Origin of the sequence: Paraburkholderia sediminicola, assembly GCF_046030555.1 — a bacterium.
Lineage (GTDB): Bacteria > Pseudomonadota > Gammaproteobacteria > Burkholderiales > Burkholderiaceae > Paraburkholderia > Paraburkholderia sediminicola_E.
Map to the genome: position 1 here is coordinate 480,858 of NZ_JAQQCH010000001.1, position 22,189 is coordinate 503,046.

Genomic DNA, 22,189 nt, shown 5'->3' on the forward strand with positions numbered 1-22,189 from the left:
GGTTACGCAGCCAACAACCTCAAGCGCCCAACTCCGAAGCCGATGCCACATGCTTGGGCGCATTGGAGCTGGCGTCGTCCTGCTCGGACACAGGCGTCTTCACCGTCGTTGCCGCGCTCAGCGGATGACCGGCGTCGAGCGTCACCTGCACGCGCTTGCCGTTAGCTGATGCCGTAGCAGCCGTAGCCGTGTTCGACGCCGTCAGAACCGGAGCCTGCGGTGCATTGATCGGCACCTTGCGACCACGCGCCACATCGCGCAGGCGGCCACGCTCGGCCATCACCTTGGCGCCATAGCCACCGTCGTCCTGCGAGGTCGAGCCGACGTAGAGACGCAAGCCACCCGGCAGCGAACCGCCGCGTGCGATGCAATCCTTCAGCACCAGCGCACCCACCTTGATGTTCGCAACCGGTTCGAGCGCCGCGCTCTGACCGCCGAAATACTGGAATTTGTCCGAGTGGACCTTGGACATCACCTGCATCAGGCCCTGCGCGCCCACGCCGCTCTCGGCGTACGGGTTGAAGCCCGATTCGATTGCCATCACGGACAACAGAAGAAGCGGGTCGAGACCGACTTCGCGGCCGGTGTCGAATGCTGCCTTTACGAGCTCGCTAACGGGCTCCTGAGCGACGCGATAGCGCCGCGCCAGGTACGACGCGACCAGGTCCTGCTCGCGGGTCGAGACCAGCACACGATCGTCGCGTGCGTCGGCCGAGACGCGCTGTGCCGGGATGAGCCGCGCCAGCGCCGAGACGCTTTGCATGGTGCGCGGGTCGAGGCCGTTCAGCGCCGCCACGCCCATGCCGGACGTGCCGGTGCCGTCGAAGGCGCTGTCATAGCTGGTATTGCTGACGGTGACGTCATTGTTGCCGTTGTTCGCGCCGCTAGCGGCGTCGCTGCTGGTCGAATTCGCGGACAGCGAGTCGTCAGAGGACGCGCCAGGCGGTCCAAAAGCCGGCAGCGGGTTGCCCTGCAGCAGACGGGCGGGACCGGCTTGCACAGCGGCGGAAATGACCGGCATCAGCTTGGCGGCAAGTGGGCCGCGCCAGGCCGGCATCAACCACAGTGTCATTGCCAGCACGACAGCGATTCCGCCGACGATGCTGAACAGGTGATGACTCATTCGCGTCCCGCGACGCAACGCACCACGCACAACTTGCGCAATACGTTCATCGGGACGCCACGATAACCAGGCGTTCATTCAGATCTCCCATGTTGCATGATCCGCGAACTCCGCCAGTTGAACAGGCGGTAACACACGTTCGCAGAGTCAAGACATCGCGCGCTCTGTCTGGTAAGGGCAGCAGCGACGTCGGGAAAACGGCAAATACCGTTTGTGGGGAGCCGTCTCGAAAGCGGCCCGCGGCATGCCAAAAAACATGCGGGCGGAGGCTCCCACGCGAAAAACCAGCGTCAATTGGCGCTGGCGAGGTCTTCAGTAAGACCGTCAAATACCGTGCAGGGGGTCGGTAAACGGTGACGCGTTGCGTCTGCTGGGACCGGGGGCAGTGGTAAAAAGGTTCACGCCCTGCAACCAATGTGGACGGATTCTATGCAGGGTTTTATAGATCGTCAACACTATAGATAGGCAAATGTATAACTAATTGTAATAATGAACGGTGTTCAGTCCGTCCAGAACCGCGCGGTGCGCGCCTCTTGAGCTATCTCAATTACTCCTTGCGATGTAGGCCATTTGGCCAATCTACGTCCGCCTGCCAACACAGGTAAAATCGACAATCGTTTTGGCACCGCGAAACCTGCGGCACCCTCCTTTTTGCCGCTTGCGCGGCCCTTTACCGCACCAGATGAAATACAAAGACCTGCGCGATTTCGTCGGCCGTCTCGAAACGATCGGTGAACTGCGCCGTATCTCGCAAAACGTCTCGCCAATCCTGGAAATGACCGAACTGTGCGACCGCGTGCTGCGCGCCGGCGGTCCGGCGTTATTGTTCGAGAGTCGGCAGCAGCATGCGTTTCCGGTCCTCGGCAACCTGTTCGGCACACCGCGCCGCGTTGCGCTCGGCATGGGTATCGACGCGCAGGCAGGTGAAGGCGATGGCGCAGCGCTTGAGTCGCTGCGTGACGTCGGCCGCCTGCTCTCCGCATTGAAGGAACCAGAGCCGCCGAAGGGGCTCAAGGACGCGGGCAAACTATTCTCGCTCGCGAAGGCGGTGTGGGACATGGCGCCCAAAACGGTAAGCGCGCCACCCTGCCAGGAAATCGTCTGGGAAGGCAACGATGTCGACCTCGGAAAGCTGCCGATTCAGACCTGTTGGCCAGGCGATGCAGGACCACTGATCACATGGGGCCTGACCGTCACAAAAGGTCCAAATAAGAGCCGACAAAATTTAGGCATATATCGCCAGCAACTGATCGGGCGCAACAAACTGATCATGCGATGGCTCGCGCATCGCGGCGGTGCGCTCGATTTCCGCGAGTTCGCGCTGCAGAATCCGGGCAAACCGTATCCCGTGGCTGTCGTGCTGGGTGCCGATCCGGCAACCATCCTCGGTGCGGTCACGCCGGTGCCCGACACGCTCTCCGAATACCAGTTCGCCGGGTTGCTGCGCGGCGGCCGGACCGAACTCGCGAAGTGCATCACGCCGGGCGTCGACGGCTTGCAGGTGCCCGCGCGAGCGGAGATCGTTCTGGAAGGCTTTATCTATCCGCAGGAAGGCACGCCCTCGCCCGCTCCCGCAGGCGCACCGCCGCGTCCGACGAAGGGGGCGTCCGCTGGCTATGAACACGCGCTCGAAGGCCCCTATGGCGACCACACCGGCTACTACAACGAGCAGGAGTGGTTTCCCGTCTTCACGGTCGAACGCATCACGATGCGGCGCGACGCAATCTATCACTCCACCTACACCGGCAAACCGCCCGATGAGCCCGCCGTGCTCGGCGTCGCGCTCAACGAAGTGTTCGTGCCGCTGTTGCAGAAGCAGTTCACCGAGATCACCGACTTCTATCTGCCACCCGAAGGATGCAGCTACCGGATGGCGATCGTCCAGATGAAGAAGAGCTACCCGGGTCACGCCAAGCGCGTGATGTTCGGCGTGTGGAGTTTCCTGCGGCAGTTCATGTACACGAAGTTCATCGTCGTGGTCGACGAGGACGTGAATATCCGCGACTGGAAGGAAGTGATCTGGGCCATCACCACGCGTATCGATCCTGCGCGCGACACCGTGCTGGTCGATCGCACGCCGATCGACTATCTGGATTTCGCTTCGCCGGTGGCAGGTCTCGGATCGAAGATGGGGCTCGACGCGACCAACAAATGGCCGGGCGAAACCGATCGCGAATGGGGCCGGCCGATCGAGATGGACAAAGCGGTCAAACAGCGGATCGACACCTTGTGGAATGAGTTGGGTCTGTAAAAACAGCCCTCGAATCACACGGTTGAATTTTTAGGATTCTGTCGGCATCGAAGCGATCCGGTCACCCGCCGGATCGCGCGCGCTCGAACAAGTCTGAATAACAAAACTGATGGAGCAGTTGCGCGGATGCATGCCTTTTCAATGATGTCGGATGGATTTTTTCTGTCGTTGTCGTTGTGCCTGGACATCGGCCTTGTCAACGTCGCGATGATTTCGCTGACGCTGTCGCATGGCTTCAAACCTGGCTTCTGGCTAGGCCTGGGTTCCTGTTTCGGCGATCTGGTTTACGCGGCGCTCGCGCTCGCGGGAATGGCGGCGTTGCTGCAGTTCGAATCGGTGCGCTGGGTGGTGTGGATCGGCGGCGCGGCGATCCTGCTGTTTCTCACCTGGAAGATGGCGCGTGAAGCGCTGTTCCCGGCGTCGGCCCCTCCCGTCGCAGGAGAAGCGGATGCCAAAGCACCCCATCTTTCCCCGTGGCGCGGTTTCTTGCGCGGGGTCTTGCTGGCAATGTCATCGCCTTCGGCGATTCTGTGGTTCGCAGCCGTGGGCGGTGCGCTAATCGCGAAAGCCGGCGCGACCAGTGTGACGACTGCGCCGGTGTTCCTCGGCGGCTTCTTCCTGGGTGGCTTGTGCTGGACAATTTTTATCTGCGGGCTCGGCAGCCACGGACGCAAACGCGCCGGTACCGGTTTGCTACGCGTGTGCCACGTGTTGTCCGCGCTGCTGTTCGCGTACTTCTCGTATAGCGTGATCGTGAACGGGTATCGCGATCTGATCGTACAGACCGCACAACAGGTTGCTAGCTAAAAAAGGAACGGCTCGCCTTGGCGAGCCGACTTCCGTCGATTTCAACGTGCACGCAACTTGAAGCCAATCAGGCCAGATACTGCGCCAGCTTCGCCAGATCGACGTTGCCACCGCTTACCACGACGCCCACGCGTTTGCCCTTCACCGGCACGATACCGTTGAGCACGGCAGCCGCGGCGAGACAACCCGTCGGCTCAACCACGATCTTCATGCGCTGCGCGAAGAAACGCATCGTCTCGATCAGTTGCTCGTCGCTAACCGTTTCGATCCGCGCAACCAGCTTCTGAATGATCGCGAACGTGTAGTCACCGAGATGCGTGGATGCAGCGCCGTCGGCAATCGTTCGCGGCGCGTCGATATGCACGATCTCGCCGCGCGCGAGCGATTGCTGGCCGTCGTTGCCCGCTTCGGGTTCAATGCCGATCACGGTGCACGCCGGACTCAATGCCGCCGCCGACAATGCGCTGCCACCGATCAGTCCACCACCGCCGAGGCAAACGAACAGCATGTCGAGCGGGCCGGTTTCTTCTATCAATTCCTTAACCGCTGTACCCTGCCCCGCGATCACGTGCGGATGGTCGTACGGCGGAATCAGCGTCATGCCGCGCTCCTCAGCGAGCCGCCGGCCGATCTCTTCGCGATTCTCGGTGTAGCGGTCATAGCTGATCACTTCGCCGCCATAACCCTTGGTCGCCGCAACTTTGGCAGCGGGCGCGTCGTGCGGCATGATGATCGTCGCGTGAATCCCTGCAAGGCGCGCCGATAGCGCAATCGCTTGCGCATGATTACCCGACGAGTACGTCAGCACACCCGCTTTGCCCTGCTCCGCGTCGAAATGCGAAATCGCGTTGTAGGCGCCGCGAAACTTGAAGGCACCCATGCGCTGAAAATTTTCGCACTTGAAGAACACCGACGCGCCCGTGCGCTCGTTAAACGTGCTCGAGGTTAGAACGGGGGTACGGTGAGCGATGCCTTCCAGACGCGCAGCGGCGTCGAGTACGTCGTCGAAAGTGGGAGCGGGAAGCGCTTGCATCGGCGAGACTCTCCAAAAGCGTTGGCGAAATAGCCATTCTCCCAGCTTCGCCTACGCTTTGGTACGTCGCCGCACAAATACAAACGGCGTAACCCGGCGATCAAGCCGGCATTACGCCGTCAACCTACGTCTGCGCTTTTCTTGCGATTAGCGGCGGTAGTAACCGTGGCCGTAGCCGTGGCCATAGTAACCGCGACCGTAGTAGCCGTGATGGTAATAAGGACGGCCATACCCACCGTAATACCCACCCACCACGACTGCCGGCGGAGCGTAATAGCCCGGCGCATAAACCACTGGTGGCGGCGGCGGTGCGTAATAGACCGGCGGCGGCGGAGCATAAACCGGATACGCCGGCGCGATCGGAATGCCAATACCTATACCGACAGAAACGTGCGCCTCTGCAGCAGTAGCGAACCCCACGCCGAGTGCGGCGGCAACAACAAACGGAACGATCTTTTTCACTTTTATTCTCCTGGCGCGGCCCACTAAGGTCGCCGACTTTGCATGCCTTGCATGCTATGAAATCAATGTATCGAAAAAGCCCGCGCATAGATGTTCGCATTTGTTGCAAATTGCAATTGGCGGCAATAGGTCGGAATTTGCGTCCATGCGACGCCAGCCGGATACAAGGTCTAACCGGCTGAGAACCAAGGGTTTGCCAGCGGGCGAGGGCACACAAATCCACTGCTTTGTGGGTCCTGCGGGCTCAGGCACTCACTTGTCAGTAATCTTTGATTACAAATTAGCTTCAATCCTGACGGCCCAAATGAAAAATGCCCGGCGCAATTGCGCCGGGCATCTCTTACTCGTGAGCAAACGGTGTTTTCAGCCTACCTTCACGTAGGCGAATTCTCTGGAGACGTTGGGCGGGACATACGCGCCGCTGATACGTACGCGTGGCGTCAAACGCTTCTTCTGGTCCCACCAGCGACGGCGCTGCGAATGCGTCAAGAACCGCAAGTGCTTTCGGTAAGAAAAAATATTCATCGTTACCTCCGGAATCTGACTGCGAGACGAAAAACCCGGAACAGCGACTGCCAAACCAGCTCATGAGGAAATTGTGAGCAGTTTTCGGACCCGCAGGGCGTGTGCGACCAGATAACCGACCGGACGCGCCATATCGCGCGCGAACTGATCAGAGGAATGCCGGTCCCGAGACGCGCCACTGACGGGCGGATGCGATACTTCTGCTTTCCCGTTCAAGTGTCCCGTCTGGAGCACGCAACCATGTCCCAGTCCTCTCTGCCGCGCCTCGGCTTCATCGGAGCGGGACGGCTCGCGCGCTGTCTCGCGCTGAGCTTTTCCCGCGCCGGCTATCCCGTCACGGCGGTGGCGAGCCGCACGGCGGCCTCGGCCAGCCGGCTCGCCAGTCAAATCGAACATTGCGCGGCGTTCGACGATCCACAACAGGTCGTCGACGCCGCCGATATTGTCTTTTTAGCCGTTCCCGATGACAGCATCGGTTCGACAGCGCACACATTGCGGTACGCGGCGGACGCGGCGAGCGGCCCACAAGGTAAAGCGCTCGTGCATTGCAGCGGCGCCTCACCGGTCGAACTGCTGGCCCCGGCGCGCGATCAGGGCGCCTCGATCGGCGGCTTTCACCCACTCTACCTCTTTAGCGGCGACCTCGCCGACGTCGAACGGATCGCCGGTTGCTCGGTAACGATCGAGGCCGATGGGGCGCTCAAAGACGCGCTGACGGCGCTGGCCGTTGCCTTGCGCTGCCATCCACTGTCGATTCCAGCGGGCGGCCGCATGCTGTATCACGCCGCCGCGCATTACGCCGCCAGCTTCGCACTGTGCAGCCTCGCCGAATGCGTAGCGTTGTGGCGCACACTTGGCTTTGCTGAAGAAGACGCGCTGCGCGCGCTGCTGCCAATGCTTTCCGGCACCATCGAAACTGCTCGCGACAAGGGCCTGCCCAACGCGCTCGCCGGTCCGGTGTCGCGCGGCGACACGGGCGTCGTGGAGAAGCAGTTGGCGTTGCTGGAAGGCCTCGGCGGCGATCACGCCGCGCTATACGGTTTGCTATCGCGGCGTGCGGTCGGGCTGGCCGAACGCCGCGCCAAACCGCCCGCAGCGATCGAGGCGATTGCCGAGGCGGTGGAAGAATCGCTCAACCGGTCGCTGAATCAGGCCGCAGCAGGTGCAAGCGTCAAGTAAGCCGTGATAATGTGACGTCCGGCGCCGCGCGCAATCCGCCAGCGCCGCGCCTAGGGACCAACAGACGAGAACGCACAATGATCAAGGTCAGCATCCTCTATCCGTACCGGGAAAACGGCCACTTCGACGTGGACTACTACTGCGTCACGCACATGCCGCTTGCGGCGAAGCTGTTCGGGCCGTCGCTGAAAGGCTGGTCGGTAGATGTCGGCATCAATGCCGGGCCACCGGGAACGCCGCCGCCGTACGTCGCCGCGGGTCACTTCCTGTTCGATAGCGCGGACGACTTCTACAAGGTCTTCAAGCCGGCCTCGGAGCGCCTGGTTGCCGACATCCCGAATTACACCGACGGTGGCAACGGCACGATTCTGATCAGCGAAATCAAGATTTCTGTGTGATATCCCGTGGCTGGGTGCGGCTTGGCGGCATGCAATTCGCCAATTAACCTGACTCGAACATCTGGAAATTGATCTACTGCGTCCCCATTTGTGACGCGTAACGCGCCTCCCGCAGGAATGGCGCAGGCAATCCAAATGAACCCGCCGGTGCACCGATCGGTCAGCGCCGGCATCCCGCGGCCGATCGACGGCCGTCATCCGAAGGATAAGGACACGAGATGTTTGGCGATATCGCCCGTTTTCTGCTCAATACCGTCTTTACGCTGTTCGGCGCCGCGTTGCTGCTGCGCGCATGGTTGCAGGTCGTGCGCATGCCGCCGTACAACCCCGTCACGAACGCCGTGCTGCACGCGACTAACTGGATCGTGCTGCCATTGCGGCACATCCTGCACAGCACGCGCAACATCGACTGGGCAAGCCTGGTCGCGGCGCTGCTTGCGGCAATCATTTATGTGGTGCTGATGGTCGTGCTCACGGGCGCCGATCCGCTCACGCTCGCGCCGACCCTGCTGATCGTCGCGGTGCTGACGCTCATCAAGTGGGCGCTGAACCTGATCATCTGGATGACGATCCTGATGGCGTTGCTGTCATGGCTCAATCCGCGCTCGCCGGCCATGCCGATCCTGTACCAGCTGACCGCGCCGTTCCTGAATCCGCTGCGCCGTGTAGTCCCGCAACTCGGCGGCATCGACCTTTCGCCGATTCTGCTGTTCGTGATCGTGCAGGTGCTGCTGATGGTGGTGACGCGTGCGGCCGTTCAGTTGACCTACTTCGTGATCTGAACAGGCCCTCTGCGCCTTCTGAGTAAGGGTGGCGGCAGCGCGATTTGCGCTAACCGCCCCTTCCCGAGTAGAATCGTGCGCTCTGCGGGCGTCGTATAATGGTAATACCCTAGCTTCCCAAGCTAGAGCCGTGGGTTCGATTCCCATCGCCCGCTCCAGATTCTTTTTAGCTCACCTGGCGATTGGCCAGGCGGCTTCGCGAAAAGATCTGAATCTGCCGTACTTTCCGCCAGTTACACCCTCCCCGCCTGTCATCCGCTGCGCCCATCCAGCACATGGCCGAAACGAAGCCCGCCAATAGAAGCTTGTTCAACTCTCAACACCAGTGGTTTGCTTCCCACACCAGACGCGCTGATGCAGCGGTGTGATACCGCCCGAGAATATAGCGAATCCCGCCCTGACATTCCTCGACAGCATTACCGAACGACTTTTCGCCATTCGGATTCAATTCATACTGAGGTCGTAACAGTTGGTACATCCCGCGTGTGCACAACTTCCCGCTGCGCGTGTCCACCATGCCACCGGACTCCTGCGCCATTAACCACAGTAAATCGTTGAATTGCGTGAGCGCCACGCCTTCAATGGCCATGGATTTACGAAGTGCATTCTGGGAGGTAGTCGGAACCGCAGTTGGATCGATAGCGACCCAATCCGTTTTAGCGGCTTTAGCCTGACGATGATTGTGTGCGTGTTTGCCCATAGTGGATTTTCGTTTAGATAATCGTTGCAACAGGATGGCTTACAACGCGATTAAATCATACGAATGGCTGTCATGGTTATGAAAACGTAATCTTGGTACCAACGTCAGGCCATCTTTACGCCGGCCATCGTCTGGACGCACCCTTTTCGGGTGTGCTACCTTACGCGCACTTGCAACGCCCGCTCCACCTTCCTGCTGAACCGTCAGCAGAATCCAGCACGAGCCGCCTCCCATGAAGGCGGCTTTTTTGTAGTGGCAGCGGCCGGGCATAGTGATTCGAGCGAACCGCGTCGGCGAGCAGCGGCTCGTGCCGCACAGGCACACACGGCGCCTCGTAACACGCCATGCAAGCCGCCAGGCCCTCACCCTTGAGCAGTATCGACAATGATCCACGATCCAAACGACACCGGCCTGCCGGACCAACTTCCGCCGGCTTCCATCGAAACCGAAGGCCAGGCGGCCGACACCGGTACCGGCTCCGACGCCCCTCAAGATGAAGCCTTGCATCGACGCCGCATCCGCAGCTTTGTCACGCGTGCGGGTCGCGTGTCGACCGGCCAGCGCCGCGCGATGGACGAACTCGGTCCGCGTTTCGTCGTGCCGTTTACCCCGCAGCAACCCGACTGGAATAGCGTGTTCGGCCGCGCCGCGCCGCGCGTGCTGGAAATCGGCTTCGGGATGGGCGCGACCACCGCGGAGATCGCCTCGCACCGTCCCGACGACGACTTCCTCGGCGTCGAAGTTCACGAGCCAGGCGTCGGCGCGCTACTGAAGCTGATGGGCGAGCAGGAACTGTCGAACATCCGCATCATCCAGCACGACGCAGTCGAAGTACTTGAACAGATGATCGCGCCGGACAGCCTCGACGGCGCTCATATCTTCTTTCCGGACCCGTGGCACAAGGCGCGCCACCACAAGCGCCGCCTGATCCAGCCGAAGTTCGTCGCATTGCTGGTTTCGCGTCTGAAACCGGGCGCGTATCTGCACTGCGCGACCGACTGGCAGAACTACGCCGAGCAGATGCTCGAAGTGCTCGGCGCCGATCCCGCGCTGGAAAATACCGCCGACGGCTACGCACCGCGCCCCGAATATCGTCCGGTAACGAAGTTCGAACGCCGTGGGCTAAAACTTGGGCATGGCGTGTGGGACCTGGTGTTCAGGAAGCGCGTCGCGTCATAACACCGCGCACCACACCTCGTTCGCCGTAAGGAAAAAGGTCCGCAAACGCGGACCTTTTTTCATGACTCGACAGATAAGCGGAGACTCAGTCCGCCCAGCTCAACGCACCGCTATAGCCGACCAGCAGGATCAACAGACCGAAGCCGATCCGGTACCACGCGAACACGGTGAAATCGTGCGCTGCGATATAGCGCAGCAGCCAGCGCACGCAGGCGAAGGCGCTGATGAAGGCCGCCACAAAGCCGAGCGCGAAGCTGCCCAGCGCGTCGGCGGACAGCAGGTGCCAGTCTTTATACAGCTCGTACGCCGTCGCGCCGAAGATGATCGGAATCGCGAGGAAGAAAGAGAACTCGGTGGCGACGCGCCGTTCGAGGCCGAATAGCATCCCGCCGATGATCGTCGAACCGGAGCGCGACATGCCCGGGATCAGCGCGAAACATTGAGCAAGGCCAACTTTCAACGCATCCAGCGGGCCGAGATCGTCGACGTTCTGAACGCGCGCCGCCACGTCGCCTCGCGCGCGCTGACGCGCTTCCGCCCACAGGATTACCACCCCGCCCGCCACCAGCGCGAACGCGACCGGCACCGGTGAAAACAGCGCCGCCTTGATGGCCTTCTCGAACAGCAAGCCAAGCACGACCGCCGGAATCGTCGCGATGATCACGTTCAGCGTAAAGCGCCTTGCGTCAGGCCGGCTGGGCAAGCCGACCACCACGCTGCCGATGCGGCGGCGAAACTCCCAGCACACGGCCAGAATCGCGCCGAGCTGGATCACGACATCGAACGTTTTCGCGTGTTCGTCCGTGAAATTGAGCAGACTGCCCACAACGATCAGATGGCCGGTGCTCGACACCGGCAAAAATTCCGTCAATCCTTCGACGACGCCCAGAATCAGCGCCTTGCAAGCCAATAGCCAGTCCATCCGTGACCCTCATCGCTGTAGATAGTCGGAACGAACAGGGTCAGCACGATATGCGCGCGGCCCTGCCGGCCGCGCGCAGCGTCATTTCTCGACGATTTGCACGCGTATGCCGTTTGTAAGGATGGTGATTGTACCGGGTTCGTAATTCACGCCGGCAAATTGCAGTTGTTCGGGCTTGAAGGTGTAGATCGGATAGTTGGTCAGCAACTGCGTGGCGAGCACGGCCGCCGCGGCATTGATCTGCTGCGTGTAGGCCTGCGCCTGCCCACTTACGCTGACATTGTCGACATTCGGCGACTTCAGCACGACCGACTTGCTGGCGGCGTCGTAGGCCAGTTCGCTCGACAGCGTGAAGACGCCGTCGACCGGTTGCGGCATGAACGGGCTCACAAGCCGCGCGTCGAGCTTCACCGAAACGCGGTTCGCGTCCGGCAGAAAGCCGACCACCGGATTCGTCAATGCGACGTCAAACACTTGCGAAACCGTGCGCTGATACGGGAATTTACGCTGCACCGCGTCCTGCACCTGCTGCTGCGAGAACGTGTAATGCGAAGGGATGAATGGAAAGGTCGGCGTCGCGCAGGCCGCCAGCGACACGGTGATGCCAAGTGCGGTGCAGCCTGCCAGCGCGGCAAGCAGGAAGCGGCGCCGGGTCGGCGCAGCGGGTCGAGTCATGCGAAATCTCCTGTGGAAGCCTTCTCAAGCATGCAATTGCATTGGGTCGCCTGGATTCGGATCAATGGATGACGTGGCAGTTCGCTCAGGCGCGCTATCCGTGCGCCGTCGGCTGCGGTTGAGTCTGCGTTTCAAGCTGCATGAGCCACGCGAGCGCTTCGCTGCGGTTCGTGCCACACATCTCCATCTGCGGTTGCAGTCCGGAGCAGCACGCCGGCCGCTCCGGCTGACCGAAGATCGCGCAACGCAGATCGTCGCCCAGTTGCACGCAGCGCACGCCCGCCGGCTTGCCATTCGGCATGCCCGGGATCGGGCTCGAAATCGACGGCGCAATGCAGCACGCGCCGCAATCGGGGCGGCACGCGTGACCGGCTACATGGAACGGGGACTCGCGCTTCACAACGCTATTCGGCACATCACTCACGACATTTTTCCTGAACTCGACAACACACAACGCTATACCAGACCCGCATTGTGCCACCGCATCCCGTGCGACCTTTTTACACAATCCGCCAGAGGGTCGCCCAACTAAACTTGATGCGTAGAAAGGCCACGCTCAAGAGGCGTCTGCGCTGTTCAATCCGGTGGTGCCAACCGCCACCGGCTCTTGCCTCTTCCGCGGTGGCCGTCAAACTTGAGCCTCTCATGACCACCGCCAATACGCTATTCCGCCCTGACCTCCTCGCGAAATACAACGCGAACGGTCCACGCTATACGTCCTACCCGACCGCCTTGCAGTTCCACGACAAGTTCGATCCCGCCGACTATTTGCGCGCCGCCGCAGATCCAGGCGCTTCCGCCACCGATCTATCGCTGTACTTCCACATTCCATTTTGCGACACCGTGTGCTTCTACTGCGGTTGCAACAAGGTCGCCACGAAAAACCGCGCACACGCGCGTCCCTATGTCGCACACCTGAAGCACGAAATGGCATTGCAGGCAGCCTGTTTCGACACGCGACGCCCCGTGTCGCAATTGCATTGGGGCGGCGGCACGCCCACGTTCCTGTCGCACGAAGAAATGGCGGAACTGATGGCCGCGGCGCACGAGCACTTCGCGTTGCTGCCCGATACCGAAGGCGAATATTCGATCGAAGTCGATCCACGCGAAGCGTCGCCCGAGACCATTGCGCATTTGCGCACGCTCGGCTTCAACCGGCTGAGTCTCGGCGTGCAGGATTTCGATCCGGTGGTGCAGCAGGCGATCAATCGCATTCAGCCGATCGAGATGACTGCGTCGGTGATGCAAGCCGCGCGCGATACGGGGTTCCACTCGATCGGTGTCGATCTGATTTACGGGCTACCGCATCAAACGGTCGACAGCTTCAGCCGCACGCTCGACACGATGATCGAACTCGCGCCCGATCGCCTTTCGGTGTTCGCGTATGCGCACATGCCGCAGCTCTTCAAAATGCAACGGCAGATGGACGCCGCCACGCTGCCTTCGCCAGCCGTACGCCTCGCGATCCTGCAACAGGTGGTCGAGCGGCTCACGGGTGCAGGTTACGTCTACATCGGCATGGATCACTTCGCCCTGCCCACCGACGAACTCGCGCGCGCGCAAGCGCAGCGCACATTGCATCGGAATTTCCAGGGGTACAGCACGCGCGCGGAATGCGATCTGATCGGTTTCGGTGCATCGTCGATCGGCAAGGTCGGCGACGTGTACGCGCAGAACGCCAAGGACCTGCCCAGCTATACCGCGGCAATCGACACAAACAAACTCGCGATCACGCGTGGCGTGCGCCTCACTGCGGACGACCGTCTGCGTCGCGATGTGATCACGCAATTGATGTGCAATCTGGAACTGCGCTTCGATGAATTCGAAGCCGCGTACGGCATCGGTTTCGCCGATACGTTCGAGCCGGAACTGGAACGGTTGCGCGGCTTCGAGCAGGACGGCCTGGTGTCGATGAGCACCCGCAAGCTCGAAGTGCAGATGGCCGGGCGCATGCTCGTTCGAAACATCGCAATGGTGTTCGACAGCTATCTCGGCCAGCAGACGCTCGAACGATTTTCACGCACGGTTTGACGGTTAAGCATACGAAGAAGGCAACCGGCTTGCCCGTCGTCGAATTTTCCGCCATAATCTGCGTCTTCGCCGCGCGGCCTCCTCTGGCGCGTGCGCTAGAAGACCTGCCCAGGTGGTGAAATTGGTAGACGCAGGGGACTCAAAATCCCCCGCCGCAAGGCGTGCCGGTTCGATTCCGGCCCTGGGCACCAAGTGAAATCAAAGAGTTAGCGTCCCTCCTGCTACTTTGAGATACCGCGAAATACCCTCTTTTTCGCGAAAAATTTTCCCAGTTTGTCACACGTCTAAACGTTGACGCTCAACGTATCCTTTGCAATACTCCTTCCCATGCTGCGGGGAGGCAGGTCACACTCCCCTGTCCTGCAGGGACGAGATCAACTGCGGGGAACTGCCCATCAATAGTCGACGTCGGGTCGACTCCCTCGATCGGTGGAGAAGCGGCAAGCCACTATGCGAATGCGGGTGCAGAGAGCGCTCATCAGATTGAGCGTTAGAGATTAAGAGGTCCACGGGCCAAACCTATCTCGCTTGCACCGCGCCGCTGTCTCCAATTTCCCGACTTTTCCTAGCTTAGGCCCGTGGGCCGACCCGGTTGCACCGGGCCGTTAGGGAAAGTCCGTGCCAACAAACCATAGCCCCACTCTCGACCTACTCGAGACGTTGTTCCCCGGTCGCCTGTTAATACGCGCTACTGAGGCCGGTGAATGTCTAAGCCTCGCAGAGCAGACGACGCGCAATAAGCTGCACGCCGGAACATTCCCCGTGAAAACCGTGCTGCTAGGCGGCAAGCGTCTCGTGAAAAAAACCGACCTCGCCCGCTATATCGACGAGCTCGGCATCGATAAGAAACAACGCGGCCGGCCGACGAAAGCCTCAGTGATCGCGCTTGAGCGAGGTGGCCAATGAGGGGCGCGGGCGCAGATCCGCACGTGCTCGCTTTGCTCGGCCAGCGCGAAGCAGAAGCTATGGCTCGCCTCGGAGCCCGGCAGCAAGAGGAGAAACAACAGCAGCTCTCTCTCTTCCTGCCAGGCATGGAAGAGCACATGCGAGCCATGCCAAATTACCTTAGTCGGTCGCCCGTATTTGCCCCAGTTACCCCTGAAAAAAACCAGCGATATGAGGGTGAGGTACTGTACGAAACCGAGCTCGTGACACTGAAGGGCTGGGGTAAGCAACTCTGCGAGGACCACGCGGACATCTGGCTGCACTCCATGCACCTTGCCTCAACGTTAGGAATTCCTGCAGTGATCAACCGCGCGGAATTTCTGTGTGCGTTGGGCCGCAATACAAGTGGAGCCAGCTACCGCTGGTTGCACAAAGGCATCACTGCTCTAAGCACGTTTTCCATCGCGATCGAAGCCCGCTCAAAAAACGGAGAAACTAAATACAGCATCGGGTATCACCCGCGGAGCCGCCTGATGAATATGCTGGGTGGCTTGGATTACGACGACAAACTCGACGAGTATTGGCTCTTCGTGGACGAGCGTTGGCGGCAGACCTTTAGCAATCAAGAGTACGGGTTCGTCGACTGGGACAAGCGTCTGCAAATCGGCCGGAATCAGGACCTAGCGAAAAGCTTGCAGCGACTCGTGTCAACTTCCGTAGACACCGTCCAGAGGCATAGCTTGGAGTCGCTAAAGGTTCGCGCCCGGTACACCAGTCCAATGCGCAAATTTCGGGGTGCGGTGAAGCGCGCAATGGAAGAACTGGAGCGATGCGAGATCATCGCCGGTGGTCGGATAGAGCACAGTACTAAAGGCAAGGAGCAGGCCGTATGGACAAAGCTATGAGCCACCTGCCCGAATGCTGCGTTCGTTCGCCGGCGCACGGTGCTCTTCCTTCGGAACCAGGCGAGCGAGACGGCCACTTCCGCGTCGTAATGGCGTTCCGCCCCGATCGTAATGGCGTTCCGCTTTGTCGTAATGGCGTTCCGTTTTATCGTAATGGCGTTCCGCCCTCCCCTCGGAAAGCCGCGCCTGCATTGAGATTTCGGGCATCTAGACGCCCTCTACCTTTCTTCTACCTTCTTTCTACCTGGTGTCCCCTGTGGACAAGTAAACCATTGTTCACGGACGCCGCAGGTTGGCGAACGCAAATAGCTCGCCGACCCATCGGGTCGCCATCCGTGCCGAGAATCGGGATCTGTCCGACCGCTCCCTGCCAGCTCGAGGCCCCATTGAGGCTTGAGTCCAGTTCGCCGGAGTCGTTGTTGTTGATTCGAGATGCAATGCTCATTGGGGCAAGGCCCGCTAGGGTCGCGTCAGGCCCGAAGGGCTCGGTCGCGGGGAGACGGTGGGCGGGTGCGGCATCCCGGCCTAAGCCGGGACTGTCCACACTCCGGTGTGGGCAGCGCAGCCGTCCACGGGCGGGCGCGGGTGCACCTCAGACCTGCTTCCCTCGCACTGCTGTTACGCGCTGTCTGCGCGTAATAGGTCTCCATTCGATGCCAGCGTTAAAACAGGAAACTAATCATGAGTGAAATTCTCGGGGCCTTGTTCGCGGTTTTGGTCGGCATGATGTACTTGCCGCAGGTCCAGAACGGGATCACGACGCAGCGTCACGTCATGGCAGACGTCACGACTGCCCAGCAACAACAGCAGTGGGTGTTAGCAGTGTCGAGCTACGTATCTCAGAACAATGCCACGTACCTGTCGACGGCCAACGCGACGACACCCATCCCGATCTCGGTCGCGGCTGTGAAGGCGGCCAATGTGGGCTTGCCGGTCGGCTTTACGGGTACAAACCCCTTCAATCAGACGTGGGCGGCTGCCGTCACGCAATCGTCTGCCGGCAATTTTCAGGTACTCATCTATACGACGGGTGGCACGCCGATCAAGGATCAGGAGCTGGGCTTAATCGCGCGCGCCGCAAATGGCATAGGCGGCATGATTCCGACGAACAACTCCGGGGTGTATCCGGGCGGCGCCGCGACCGCTTACGGCGCCTTTGGTGCGTGGCAGATCCCGACTGCTCCCTATAGTGTTGCAGGCGGCAGCCCGGCGTCGCTGCTGACCTTCAGCAACGGCGCGCTGACCAGTAACTACCTCTACCGCAACGCGGTGCCTGGGCAGCCGCAGTTGAACAACATGAACACGACGCTAGGCTTGAATGGCAACGACATCAATAACGTCGGCCAGCTAAATGCCAATAAGGTCGTTATAGCGGGCGGGAGCAACCTGCAGATCGGCAACAGCAACATCTACGGCGATTACAGCGGAAATACCGCGATGTATCAGGACGGGCAGCTGTTCATCCAGCATCACGATGGGTCGGCGGCAGATATTGCGATTGTGGGCACCGTGAATTCGAATGGCAACCTCAACCTGAATACGTCGGGTGCCCAGATCACCGACCCGGGACGACTGCATATCAACGCGGGTGAAAATTTGTATCTGCAGCCATGGTCAGGGGGCAGCACGATCGTTGGCGGTGGTGGTGGTAGCGGTCAGCTGCAGGTGACGGGGCATCTTCAGGCGGATCAAGCAATTGATTCCAACAGCTACATTAAACCTGGGAACATCGCATCCGTCGGCGCTGGGTGCAGTCCATGGGGAGCGATCGGGTCCGACGGTAGCCAAGCGCTATTTTGTCAATCCGGCGTGTGGAAAACGGCAGGATCGCCCGACGCGGTGTACGTCTTCACAGGTGCTACCTTCAATACGAGCGTGACGCTTTCGAACGGGTATGGGAAGTTGTTGTTCGTCACGGCGTTCGGCGGACAGAACACGTGCAATAACTCGAATGCGTACGATCTACAGGCCTACGTCGACGGCGGATACGTAGGCGGTGTATCGAGCAACCAGAGCGGCGGCGCAGCGACCGATTCATACACGTTTCTCGTCCCAATTGGCGCGACCTACACAGTCACGTCGACCCCCTATCTCTGTGGCAGCGGGGTCATCCAGTTGACCGCGGCGACGGTCGGGTGATGGACGTCGATCGCCTTGTCAATCCGGCGTCTGGAAGACGGCCGGCCAAGAATCCTCGGGCACGATGTGCAGCGGAGTCACGATAGATGGATTCACGGGGCAACCGGCCGGCGGCGGTACTCTCTTTGACACACGCCAGGGGCTCGCGTTCATGACCCAACAGTGTCCTTCCGGATATCACCTCTCGACGCCATACGTGGTTTCTGCAAATTGGTTTTTCACGTGCGTTAAAGCGTAGGTCACCTGTGACGCATTTGGCCACCACATAAACACGCGATTCGGTCACAAGTGACTCATCTTTGAAGGACCGGTAATGCGAAGGAGTCACCTGTGACGCAAAGCCAGAATCCAACTTGAAAGTTCGCAATCACATGTGACGCATTTTTGTGATCGATGTTCGCCGCCGGTTCGTTTTCCGGAAAGAGAATCCACGTCATCAAGCTACATGTGACGCATTCCAACAAACCCAAAGCGTTACCCAGCGCCCCCTAGGGAGCTGAGTAACGTACAGACACCAAGCAAATAACTCCGATGCCCAACATTACTAGAACTCCGAAAACAGAAGCGGCGTACGCGATCAAGGCAATGCAGATCCGCTCCCGAGCTGCCCGTGAACTCGGCTACTTTTCACCCTTTTCGATACCCCCAATGGCCATCGTCGATCACCTGATAGGACGCAAGCCAACTATCGGAAAGAACACGTGGAAGCAATACAAAAACGCTCTCCGTAGCCATTTTCAAGAGCTCGCCAACGAATCAAACGAATCCGTCGCCATCGAAGAGCTCACGGCCGCGATTGCCGCGCTTGGCTCGGAGCCATCGACCGGCACGCTCAAGCATGGCACCCGAACTTCGGCTACCAAACAAAAGCACTTCAAGCGCACGGACCTCGACAAGTTCGTCGACTACCTCGGGGCCAATGTCGGCCGGCACAAGTTCGCGAACGCCCTTCGCACCTGGCTACTCGCTGCCCGATTGACAGGACTGCGGCCCAGCGAATGGCAACACGCCGGCCTGACTGAGATTGGCGGGCGAACGTGCCTGACGGTGCGCAACGGGAAGGCGACGAATGGTCGAGCGAACGGCGAGTTCCGCACGCTCGATCTGTCGAAAGCGACGGCGGCCGATATGGAGGCTCTAACGGACATGATGGAGATGCTCGAAGGGTACCTGCGCGAGATCACGTTCGAACGGCTGCAAGAGTGTCTGATGCATTACATGAAGCGGGCAACGCGGGCGTGTTTTGAGCGTCGCAAAAGGTACCCAACTTTGTACTCCCTCAGACATCAGTTTGCGGCCGATGCTAAATCATCGGGCTGTACGCAGGCAGAGGTTGCTGCGTTACTCGGGCAGGCGACCGATGAAACGGCCGGGTGTCATTACGCACGAGCCGTTAGCGGGGAGTCGTCGGTCAGGGTCTCGCCGACTGATGCCGACGCCAATCGTGTCCGCGCTAAAGCCCGGGCGTATCCGTCCCGGCGTGCGCAGTCCCATCGTCCTTAATCACGTACTCGGTGATGAAAATGAAACAACGTCTAGTTTTTGCACTTGCGCTCGGCTTCAGCGTCTGCGGAACAAGTTTGGCTGTGCCCTTGGCCGACAACCCATGCGGCGTGCCGGATCCAGACACGCTCGCGCATGAACCGGTGTGCACGGATCTTAGTTGTGTTCCCTCGAGAATGGCGCAAGCCAAGCAGGTCAACCAAGAATCTAAATGCGAGTTCGAGCGTCTCCAGCCGCCGGCCGTCGGCTTGGCACCACCGCTGGAGATTCGGATTCAGGGTGGGCATATGTGAAATGCTCGCTTGCTGCCACGGGTATCCTGCGAGCGACGGCTACCAGACACGTGCGATTAGCCGATGCTACACTCGTTTGCTTGCAGATCCGGCAGGGCAGCTTTGTCGACTTCGCTAGTTCATGTGCCATGCGGTTTCGACGCTGACCGCATGATATCTATCGTGCAGCACCATATCGCACTAAAAGCAACCTCAATCGCCTCTCTGCACGACTCTCCGAACCCGCGGATAATTGCGTTGCTCGATCTGAGTCGTGTTTTTCACGTCAGATTTTTGGGCGCAAATTTCGATCGTAGTTTTTGGAATTGATTTTTTGCTTAGAAATTTCTCCACAAACCTATTGACAGGTAAATTTCTAGTGAATAGATTTAAGTTGTGCGGTAAAAGGCCCGCAATGTTGCGGACCTCCCACCTTAGTGGTTGAACGCCATGAAGGCGTAAGTAATTGCCATCATCGCGTACAGCCACGAGATAGCAGCGTAGCAGTTGCCAGTCATGGCAACCTCCTTTTGCTGGGTTAAGGAAAGCGGCTCGCCGGACGTTTGGTAGACCTAAGGCGGGCCGCGCTCTTTAAGGCACGCGATATGCGGTATGCCTTGGAATTAATCCTAAACCCTTTTAAATTTTTTTTCACGAACTACGTTGCGAAAATCGCGCCGCACCCGTCTCCCGACACTCAGCACTTGTATTCAGTGTTAAATCTCCTACAATCCTTCCCCTTCCAGTCTCGTTGAGTCAACGCCTGTTTGGCCTTGACCATTGCGCTTTGTCACCCCCGCTTCCATTGCGACGGTTAGCCCTTTCGAAGCGGCCACAGTGTGTTGCATGTTTGATGGGCACGCCCTCGTAGCGATGCCATATAGCTCTTCGACACTCCAGCCATTTACCTTGATCGAATTGGTTTACCTTTCGTTGAGGCCGTTGATGGCGTCTTGATCATTTCACGACGCTCGGAGATGACACTCTCCAAGAACTGAGCGAGTTACAGTTCACGATCCAAAGGGTCTACGTAAGCGCCCTGTTGTTACAACGCGTGGCTCAATCTAGTTGCTCTGTCGATCAAAAATGTCGTTGTAGCGGCTTACTGACCTTTTTCGCAACGATTAGCCATCGGTTTGTTCTCGAACAGCACCAGCGACTATCTATGGCATCGGCACTTCTCCGTCACTCTCATGCGCAGAGTCAATCATCCGCGATGCAGTGGTCATGCTAGGATTTGCTTACAAATTCAAAGGGGACCACCATGCCAATGTGCAGCGCATGCTCGGAAATTGTTCAAGACAGACGTGGCGCGCCAGGTCACGATAAGCTGAAGCTAACCGAAACAAAGAAGACCAAGCCCTTTGCGCAAGCGGCAATCCAACATCGCTATTACATTTGCGAAGATTGCGGCACGAACTGGTGGTACGAGGACGACAAAAACGACCACCATGCTGGCTGGACAGCTCGCAGTTAACGTTCGGCATCAGATGTTCTCGTACGCTGTCTTTTGACCCAGGCCGCGCATTCGGGTGTCGCTGTGGTCGCGTCACCATCCCCATAAACTTTCACCATTCGGCGCCGACGATCACCTGTACTTGTCACCGGAGCAAAGACAAAACCCGCTCGCCGCGTGGCACTGTCCGGGGGCTGCGTTGCATCCCCCGGACATGCCGGGAGCGTTGGGCCTCGTTCCGTGCGTCAAGGGTGGCTCGCGTTCGCGAGCCACGGGCGGAATCCGCCCGCGACGCCCTTGACCCACGGCCCAAGGCGGGTCCCCCAGCAGGTGTATTCCTGCCCTTGGTGCAGGTGCTTCAGGTCACAACGGCATTGTTTGAAGGCAGTCCTGCGGCAGGAGCACCCTGACCCGCTCAAGGCAGCATTAGCAAACTACTGCGCCGGCGTGGCGAGGAAGGTGATCGTAACGCTGACGTCGTGCGCCGGATCAGGAATCGTCACGGAGCGTCCAAGTTGGAACTGCCCTGCGGTCTCCGTCGAATCAAATCCAATATTGCTCGCCAATCGAACATCACCGCACCAGCCGAAGTGTGCGGGCGGCCCGTAGTTTTGGAACTTGGCGCCGGCTCCCGTTATTTTTGCTACTAGGCGATTACCTTCGAACACGGGTCCACGTTCGATGTCGATTCTGACGCCATCAACTACGGGCACGTCCGCAACGTTCATTTTGCAGTTGTTCGGATTGTCAAACTGAGAATGGCTTTGGCCGTGCGGACCAAAGCTGACAGGCGCACCTAACGGTACCAACTTCTCTTCCTGAAAATCGCCGTACGTCTTCGAAATGACATCGACTCTCACAAGGAGTGGCTCCGCCACCCGTGAGTGTCCTTCTGAGTTCGTGTCGGCAGCTGCGCAGCGCATAACCAAGGCAACGCCTAAGCCAACGACAATGGCGAATTT

General features: G+C 59.6%; 20 protein-coding genes and 2 tRNA genes. 14 read left to right on the forward strand and 8 right to left on the reverse strand.

The genetic code is table 11. From position 1 onward, the window contains the following. Nucleotides 1-19: 19 nt before the first annotated feature. The gene (locus PQQ52_RS02260; RefSeq protein ID WP_408206432.1) at nucleotides 20-1,201 is read right to left on the reverse strand and encodes a transglycosylase SLT domain-containing protein; all 1,182 of its coding nucleotides are present in this window, start codon (nucleotides 1,199-1,201) and stop codon (nucleotides 20-22) included. Nucleotides 1,202-1,805: 604 nt separating this feature from the next. Between PQQ52_RS02260 and PQQ52_RS02265 the strand changes: the two genes are divergently transcribed. Further along, on the forward strand, nucleotides 1,806-3,374 hold the full coding sequence (locus PQQ52_RS02265) for a UbiD family decarboxylase (protein ID WP_408206434.1): 1,569 nt from the start codon (nucleotides 1,806-1,808) through the stop codon (nucleotides 3,372-3,374). A 126-nt stretch (nucleotides 3,375-3,500) separates the two neighbouring features. After that, complete coding sequence (locus tag PQQ52_RS02270) at nucleotides 3,501-4,181, forward strand: LysE family translocator (protein WP_408206435.1); 681 nt, start codon at nucleotides 3,501-3,503, stop codon at nucleotides 4,179-4,181. A 67-nt stretch (nucleotides 4,182-4,248) separates the two neighbouring features. Here the strand turns inward: PQQ52_RS02270 and PQQ52_RS02275 are convergent, their stop codons facing one another. Both PQQ52_RS02275 and PQQ52_RS02280 read right to left on the reverse strand, forming a co-directional pair. Then, nucleotides 4,249-5,214 (reverse strand): threo-3-hydroxy-L-aspartate ammonia-lyase, encoded by a 966-nt coding sequence (locus PQQ52_RS02275; protein ID WP_408206437.1) that lies wholly within the window; start codon nucleotides 5,212-5,214, stop codon nucleotides 4,249-4,251. Between the two features lie 147 nt (nucleotides 5,215-5,361). After that, nucleotides 5,362-5,676 carry a hypothetical protein gene (locus PQQ52_RS02280; protein ID WP_408206438.1) on the reverse strand — a complete coding sequence of 105 codons (315 nt, stop codon included), beginning with the start codon at nucleotides 5,674-5,676 and terminating at the stop codon, nucleotides 5,362-5,364. A gap of 765 nt (nucleotides 5,677-6,441) precedes the next feature. Between PQQ52_RS02280 and PQQ52_RS02285 the strand changes: the two genes are divergently transcribed. From PQQ52_RS02285 to PQQ52_RS02300, 4 genes are all read left to right on the forward strand, one after another. Then, a complete protein-coding gene (locus tag PQQ52_RS02285; protein ID WP_408206440.1) occupies nucleotides 6,442-7,380 on the forward strand; it encodes a Rossmann-like and DUF2520 domain-containing protein in 939 nt (312 codons plus the stop codon). Nucleotides 7,381-7,457: 77 nt separating this feature from the next. After that, the gene (locus PQQ52_RS02290; protein ID WP_325044170.1) at nucleotides 7,458-7,778 is read left to right on the forward strand and encodes an EthD family reductase; all 321 of its coding nucleotides are present in this window, start codon (nucleotides 7,458-7,460) and stop codon (nucleotides 7,776-7,778) included. A 218-nt stretch (nucleotides 7,779-7,996) separates the two neighbouring features. Then, nucleotides 7,997-8,560: a YggT family protein gene (locus PQQ52_RS02295; RefSeq protein ID WP_408206442.1), complete on the forward strand. Its 564-nt coding sequence runs from the start codon at nucleotides 7,997-7,999 to the stop codon at nucleotides 8,558-8,560. Nucleotides 8,561-8,644: 84 nt separating this feature from the next. After that, nucleotides 8,645-8,718, forward strand: a tRNA-Gly gene (locus tag PQQ52_RS02300). A gap of 158 nt (nucleotides 8,719-8,876) precedes the next feature. Here PQQ52_RS02300 and PQQ52_RS02305 read toward each other — a convergent pair. Beyond that, on the reverse strand, nucleotides 8,877-9,260 hold the full coding sequence (locus tag PQQ52_RS02305; RefSeq protein WP_408206444.1) for a hypothetical protein: 384 nt from the start codon (nucleotides 9,258-9,260) through the stop codon (nucleotides 8,877-8,879). Between the two features lie 384 nt (nucleotides 9,261-9,644). Between PQQ52_RS02305 and trmB the strand changes: the two genes are divergently transcribed. After that, nucleotides 9,645-10,439 (forward strand): tRNA (guanosine(46)-N7)-methyltransferase TrmB, encoded by a 795-nt coding sequence (trmB, locus tag PQQ52_RS02310; RefSeq protein WP_408206446.1) that lies wholly within the window; start codon nucleotides 9,645-9,647, stop codon nucleotides 10,437-10,439. Nucleotides 10,440-10,524: 85 nt separating this feature from the next. Here the strand turns inward: trmB and PQQ52_RS02315 are convergent, their stop codons facing one another. The 3 genes from PQQ52_RS02315 to PQQ52_RS02325 all read right to left on the reverse strand — a co-directional run bounded on the left by PQQ52_RS02315 (nucleotide 10,525) and on the right by PQQ52_RS02325 (nucleotide 12,460). After that, nucleotides 10,525-11,361 (reverse strand): undecaprenyl-diphosphate phosphatase, encoded by an 837-nt coding sequence (locus tag PQQ52_RS02315; RefSeq protein WP_408206448.1) that lies wholly within the window; start codon nucleotides 11,359-11,361, stop codon nucleotides 10,525-10,527. An 81-nt stretch (nucleotides 11,362-11,442) separates the two neighbouring features. Then, nucleotides 11,443-12,036 (reverse strand): DUF1439 domain-containing protein, encoded by a 594-nt coding sequence (locus tag PQQ52_RS02320; protein WP_408206450.1) that lies wholly within the window; start codon nucleotides 12,034-12,036, stop codon nucleotides 11,443-11,445. Nucleotides 12,037-12,130: 94 nt separating this feature from the next. Continuing rightward, entirely contained in the window at nucleotides 12,131-12,460 is a 330-nt protein-coding gene (locus PQQ52_RS02325; RefSeq protein WP_408206451.1) for a YkgJ family cysteine cluster protein, read from the reverse strand. 221 nt (nucleotides 12,461-12,681) lie between these two features. Here PQQ52_RS02325 and hemN point away from each other — a divergent pair, with 221 nt between their 5' ends. From hemN to PQQ52_RS02360, 7 genes are all read left to right on the forward strand, one after another. Then, nucleotides 12,682-14,067 carry an oxygen-independent coproporphyrinogen III oxidase gene (hemN, locus tag PQQ52_RS02330; protein WP_408206453.1) on the forward strand — a complete coding sequence of 462 codons (1,386 nt, stop codon included), beginning with the start codon at nucleotides 12,682-12,684 and terminating at the stop codon, nucleotides 14,065-14,067. Nucleotides 14,068-14,173: 106 nt separating this feature from the next. Beyond that, nucleotides 14,174-14,258: transfer RNA gene (locus PQQ52_RS02335), tRNA-Leu, on the forward strand. 571 nt (nucleotides 14,259-14,829) lie between these two features. Beyond that, entirely contained in the window at nucleotides 14,830-14,973 is a 144-nt protein-coding gene (locus tag PQQ52_RS02340) for a hypothetical protein (RefSeq protein WP_408206455.1), read from the forward strand. 23 nt (nucleotides 14,974-14,996) lie between these two features. Then, the gene (locus tag PQQ52_RS02345) at nucleotides 14,997-15,857 is read left to right on the forward strand and encodes a replication initiation protein (protein WP_408206456.1); all 861 of its coding nucleotides are present in this window, start codon (nucleotides 14,997-14,999) and stop codon (nucleotides 15,855-15,857) included. Between the two features lie 681 nt (nucleotides 15,858-16,538). Beyond that, entirely contained in the window at nucleotides 16,539-17,996 is a 1,458-nt protein-coding gene (gene pilV, locus PQQ52_RS02350; protein WP_408206458.1) for a shufflon system plasmid conjugative transfer pilus tip adhesin PilV, read from the forward strand. A gap of 648 nt (nucleotides 17,997-18,644) precedes the next feature. Continuing rightward, nucleotides 18,645-19,499, forward strand: coding sequence for a site-specific integrase (locus PQQ52_RS02355; RefSeq protein WP_408206460.1), 855 nt, complete (start codon nucleotides 18,645-18,647; stop codon nucleotides 19,497-19,499). 20 nt (nucleotides 19,500-19,519) lie between these two features. Further along, nucleotides 19,520-19,792 carry a hypothetical protein gene (locus PQQ52_RS02360; protein ID WP_408206462.1) on the forward strand — a complete coding sequence of 91 codons (273 nt, stop codon included), beginning with the start codon at nucleotides 19,520-19,522 and terminating at the stop codon, nucleotides 19,790-19,792. A 1,869-nt stretch (nucleotides 19,793-21,661) separates the two neighbouring features. On the opposite strand, the gene PQQ52_RS02365 is transcribed toward PQQ52_RS02360, so the two are convergent. Beyond that, the gene (locus PQQ52_RS02365) at nucleotides 21,662-22,087 is read right to left on the reverse strand and encodes a hypothetical protein (protein WP_408206464.1); all 426 of its coding nucleotides are present in this window, start codon (nucleotides 22,085-22,087) and stop codon (nucleotides 21,662-21,664) included. Nucleotides 22,088-22,189: the final 102 nt, after the last annotated feature.

Bases quoted from the DNA above. Each gene is read 5' to 3' on its own strand.
- PQQ52_RS02265 (WP_408206434.1), top strand. From the start codon at position 1,806: ATGAAATACAAAGACCTGCGCGATTTCGTCGGCCGTCTCGAAACGATC.
- PQQ52_RS02305 (WP_408206444.1), bottom strand. From the start codon at position 9,260: ATGGGCAAACACGCACACAATCATCGTCAGGCTAAAGCCGCTAAAACG.
- PQQ52_RS02260 (WP_408206432.1), bottom strand. From the start codon at position 1,201: ATGAACGCCTGGTTATCGTGGCGTCCCGATGAACGTATTGCGCAAGTT.
- PQQ52_RS02355 (WP_408206460.1), top strand. From the start codon at position 18,645: ATGGCCATCGTCGATCACCTGATAGGACGCAAGCCAACTATCGGAAAG.
- PQQ52_RS02295 (WP_408206442.1), top strand. From the start codon at position 7,997: ATGTTTGGCGATATCGCCCGTTTTCTGCTCAATACCGTCTTTACGCTG.
- PQQ52_RS02290 (WP_325044170.1), top strand. From the start codon at position 7,458: ATGATCAAGGTCAGCATCCTCTATCCGTACCGGGAAAACGGCCACTTC.
- PQQ52_RS02285 (WP_408206440.1), top strand. From the start codon at position 6,442: ATGTCCCAGTCCTCTCTGCCGCGCCTCGGCTTCATCGGAGCGGGACGG.
- hemN (WP_408206453.1), top strand. From the start codon at position 12,682: ATGACCACCGCCAATACGCTATTCCGCCCTGACCTCCTCGCGAAATAC.
- PQQ52_RS02315 (WP_408206448.1), bottom strand. From the start codon at position 11,361: ATGGACTGGCTATTGGCTTGCAAGGCGCTGATTCTGGGCGTCGTCGAA.
- PQQ52_RS02360 (WP_408206462.1), top strand. From the start codon at position 19,520: ATGAAACAACGTCTAGTTTTTGCACTTGCGCTCGGCTTCAGCGTCTGC.
- PQQ52_RS02320 (WP_408206450.1), bottom strand. From the start codon at position 12,036: ATGACTCGACCCGCTGCGCCGACCCGGCGCCGCTTCCTGCTTGCCGCG.
- PQQ52_RS02270 (WP_408206435.1), top strand. From the start codon at position 3,501: ATGCATGCCTTTTCAATGATGTCGGATGGATTTTTTCTGTCGTTGTCG.
- trmB (WP_408206446.1), top strand. From the start codon at position 9,645: ATGATCCACGATCCAAACGACACCGGCCTGCCGGACCAACTTCCGCCG.
- pilV (WP_408206458.1), top strand. From the start codon at position 16,539: ATGAGTGAAATTCTCGGGGCCTTGTTCGCGGTTTTGGTCGGCATGATG.
- PQQ52_RS02275 (WP_408206437.1), bottom strand. From the start codon at position 5,214: ATGCAAGCGCTTCCCGCTCCCACTTTCGACGACGTACTCGACGCCGCT.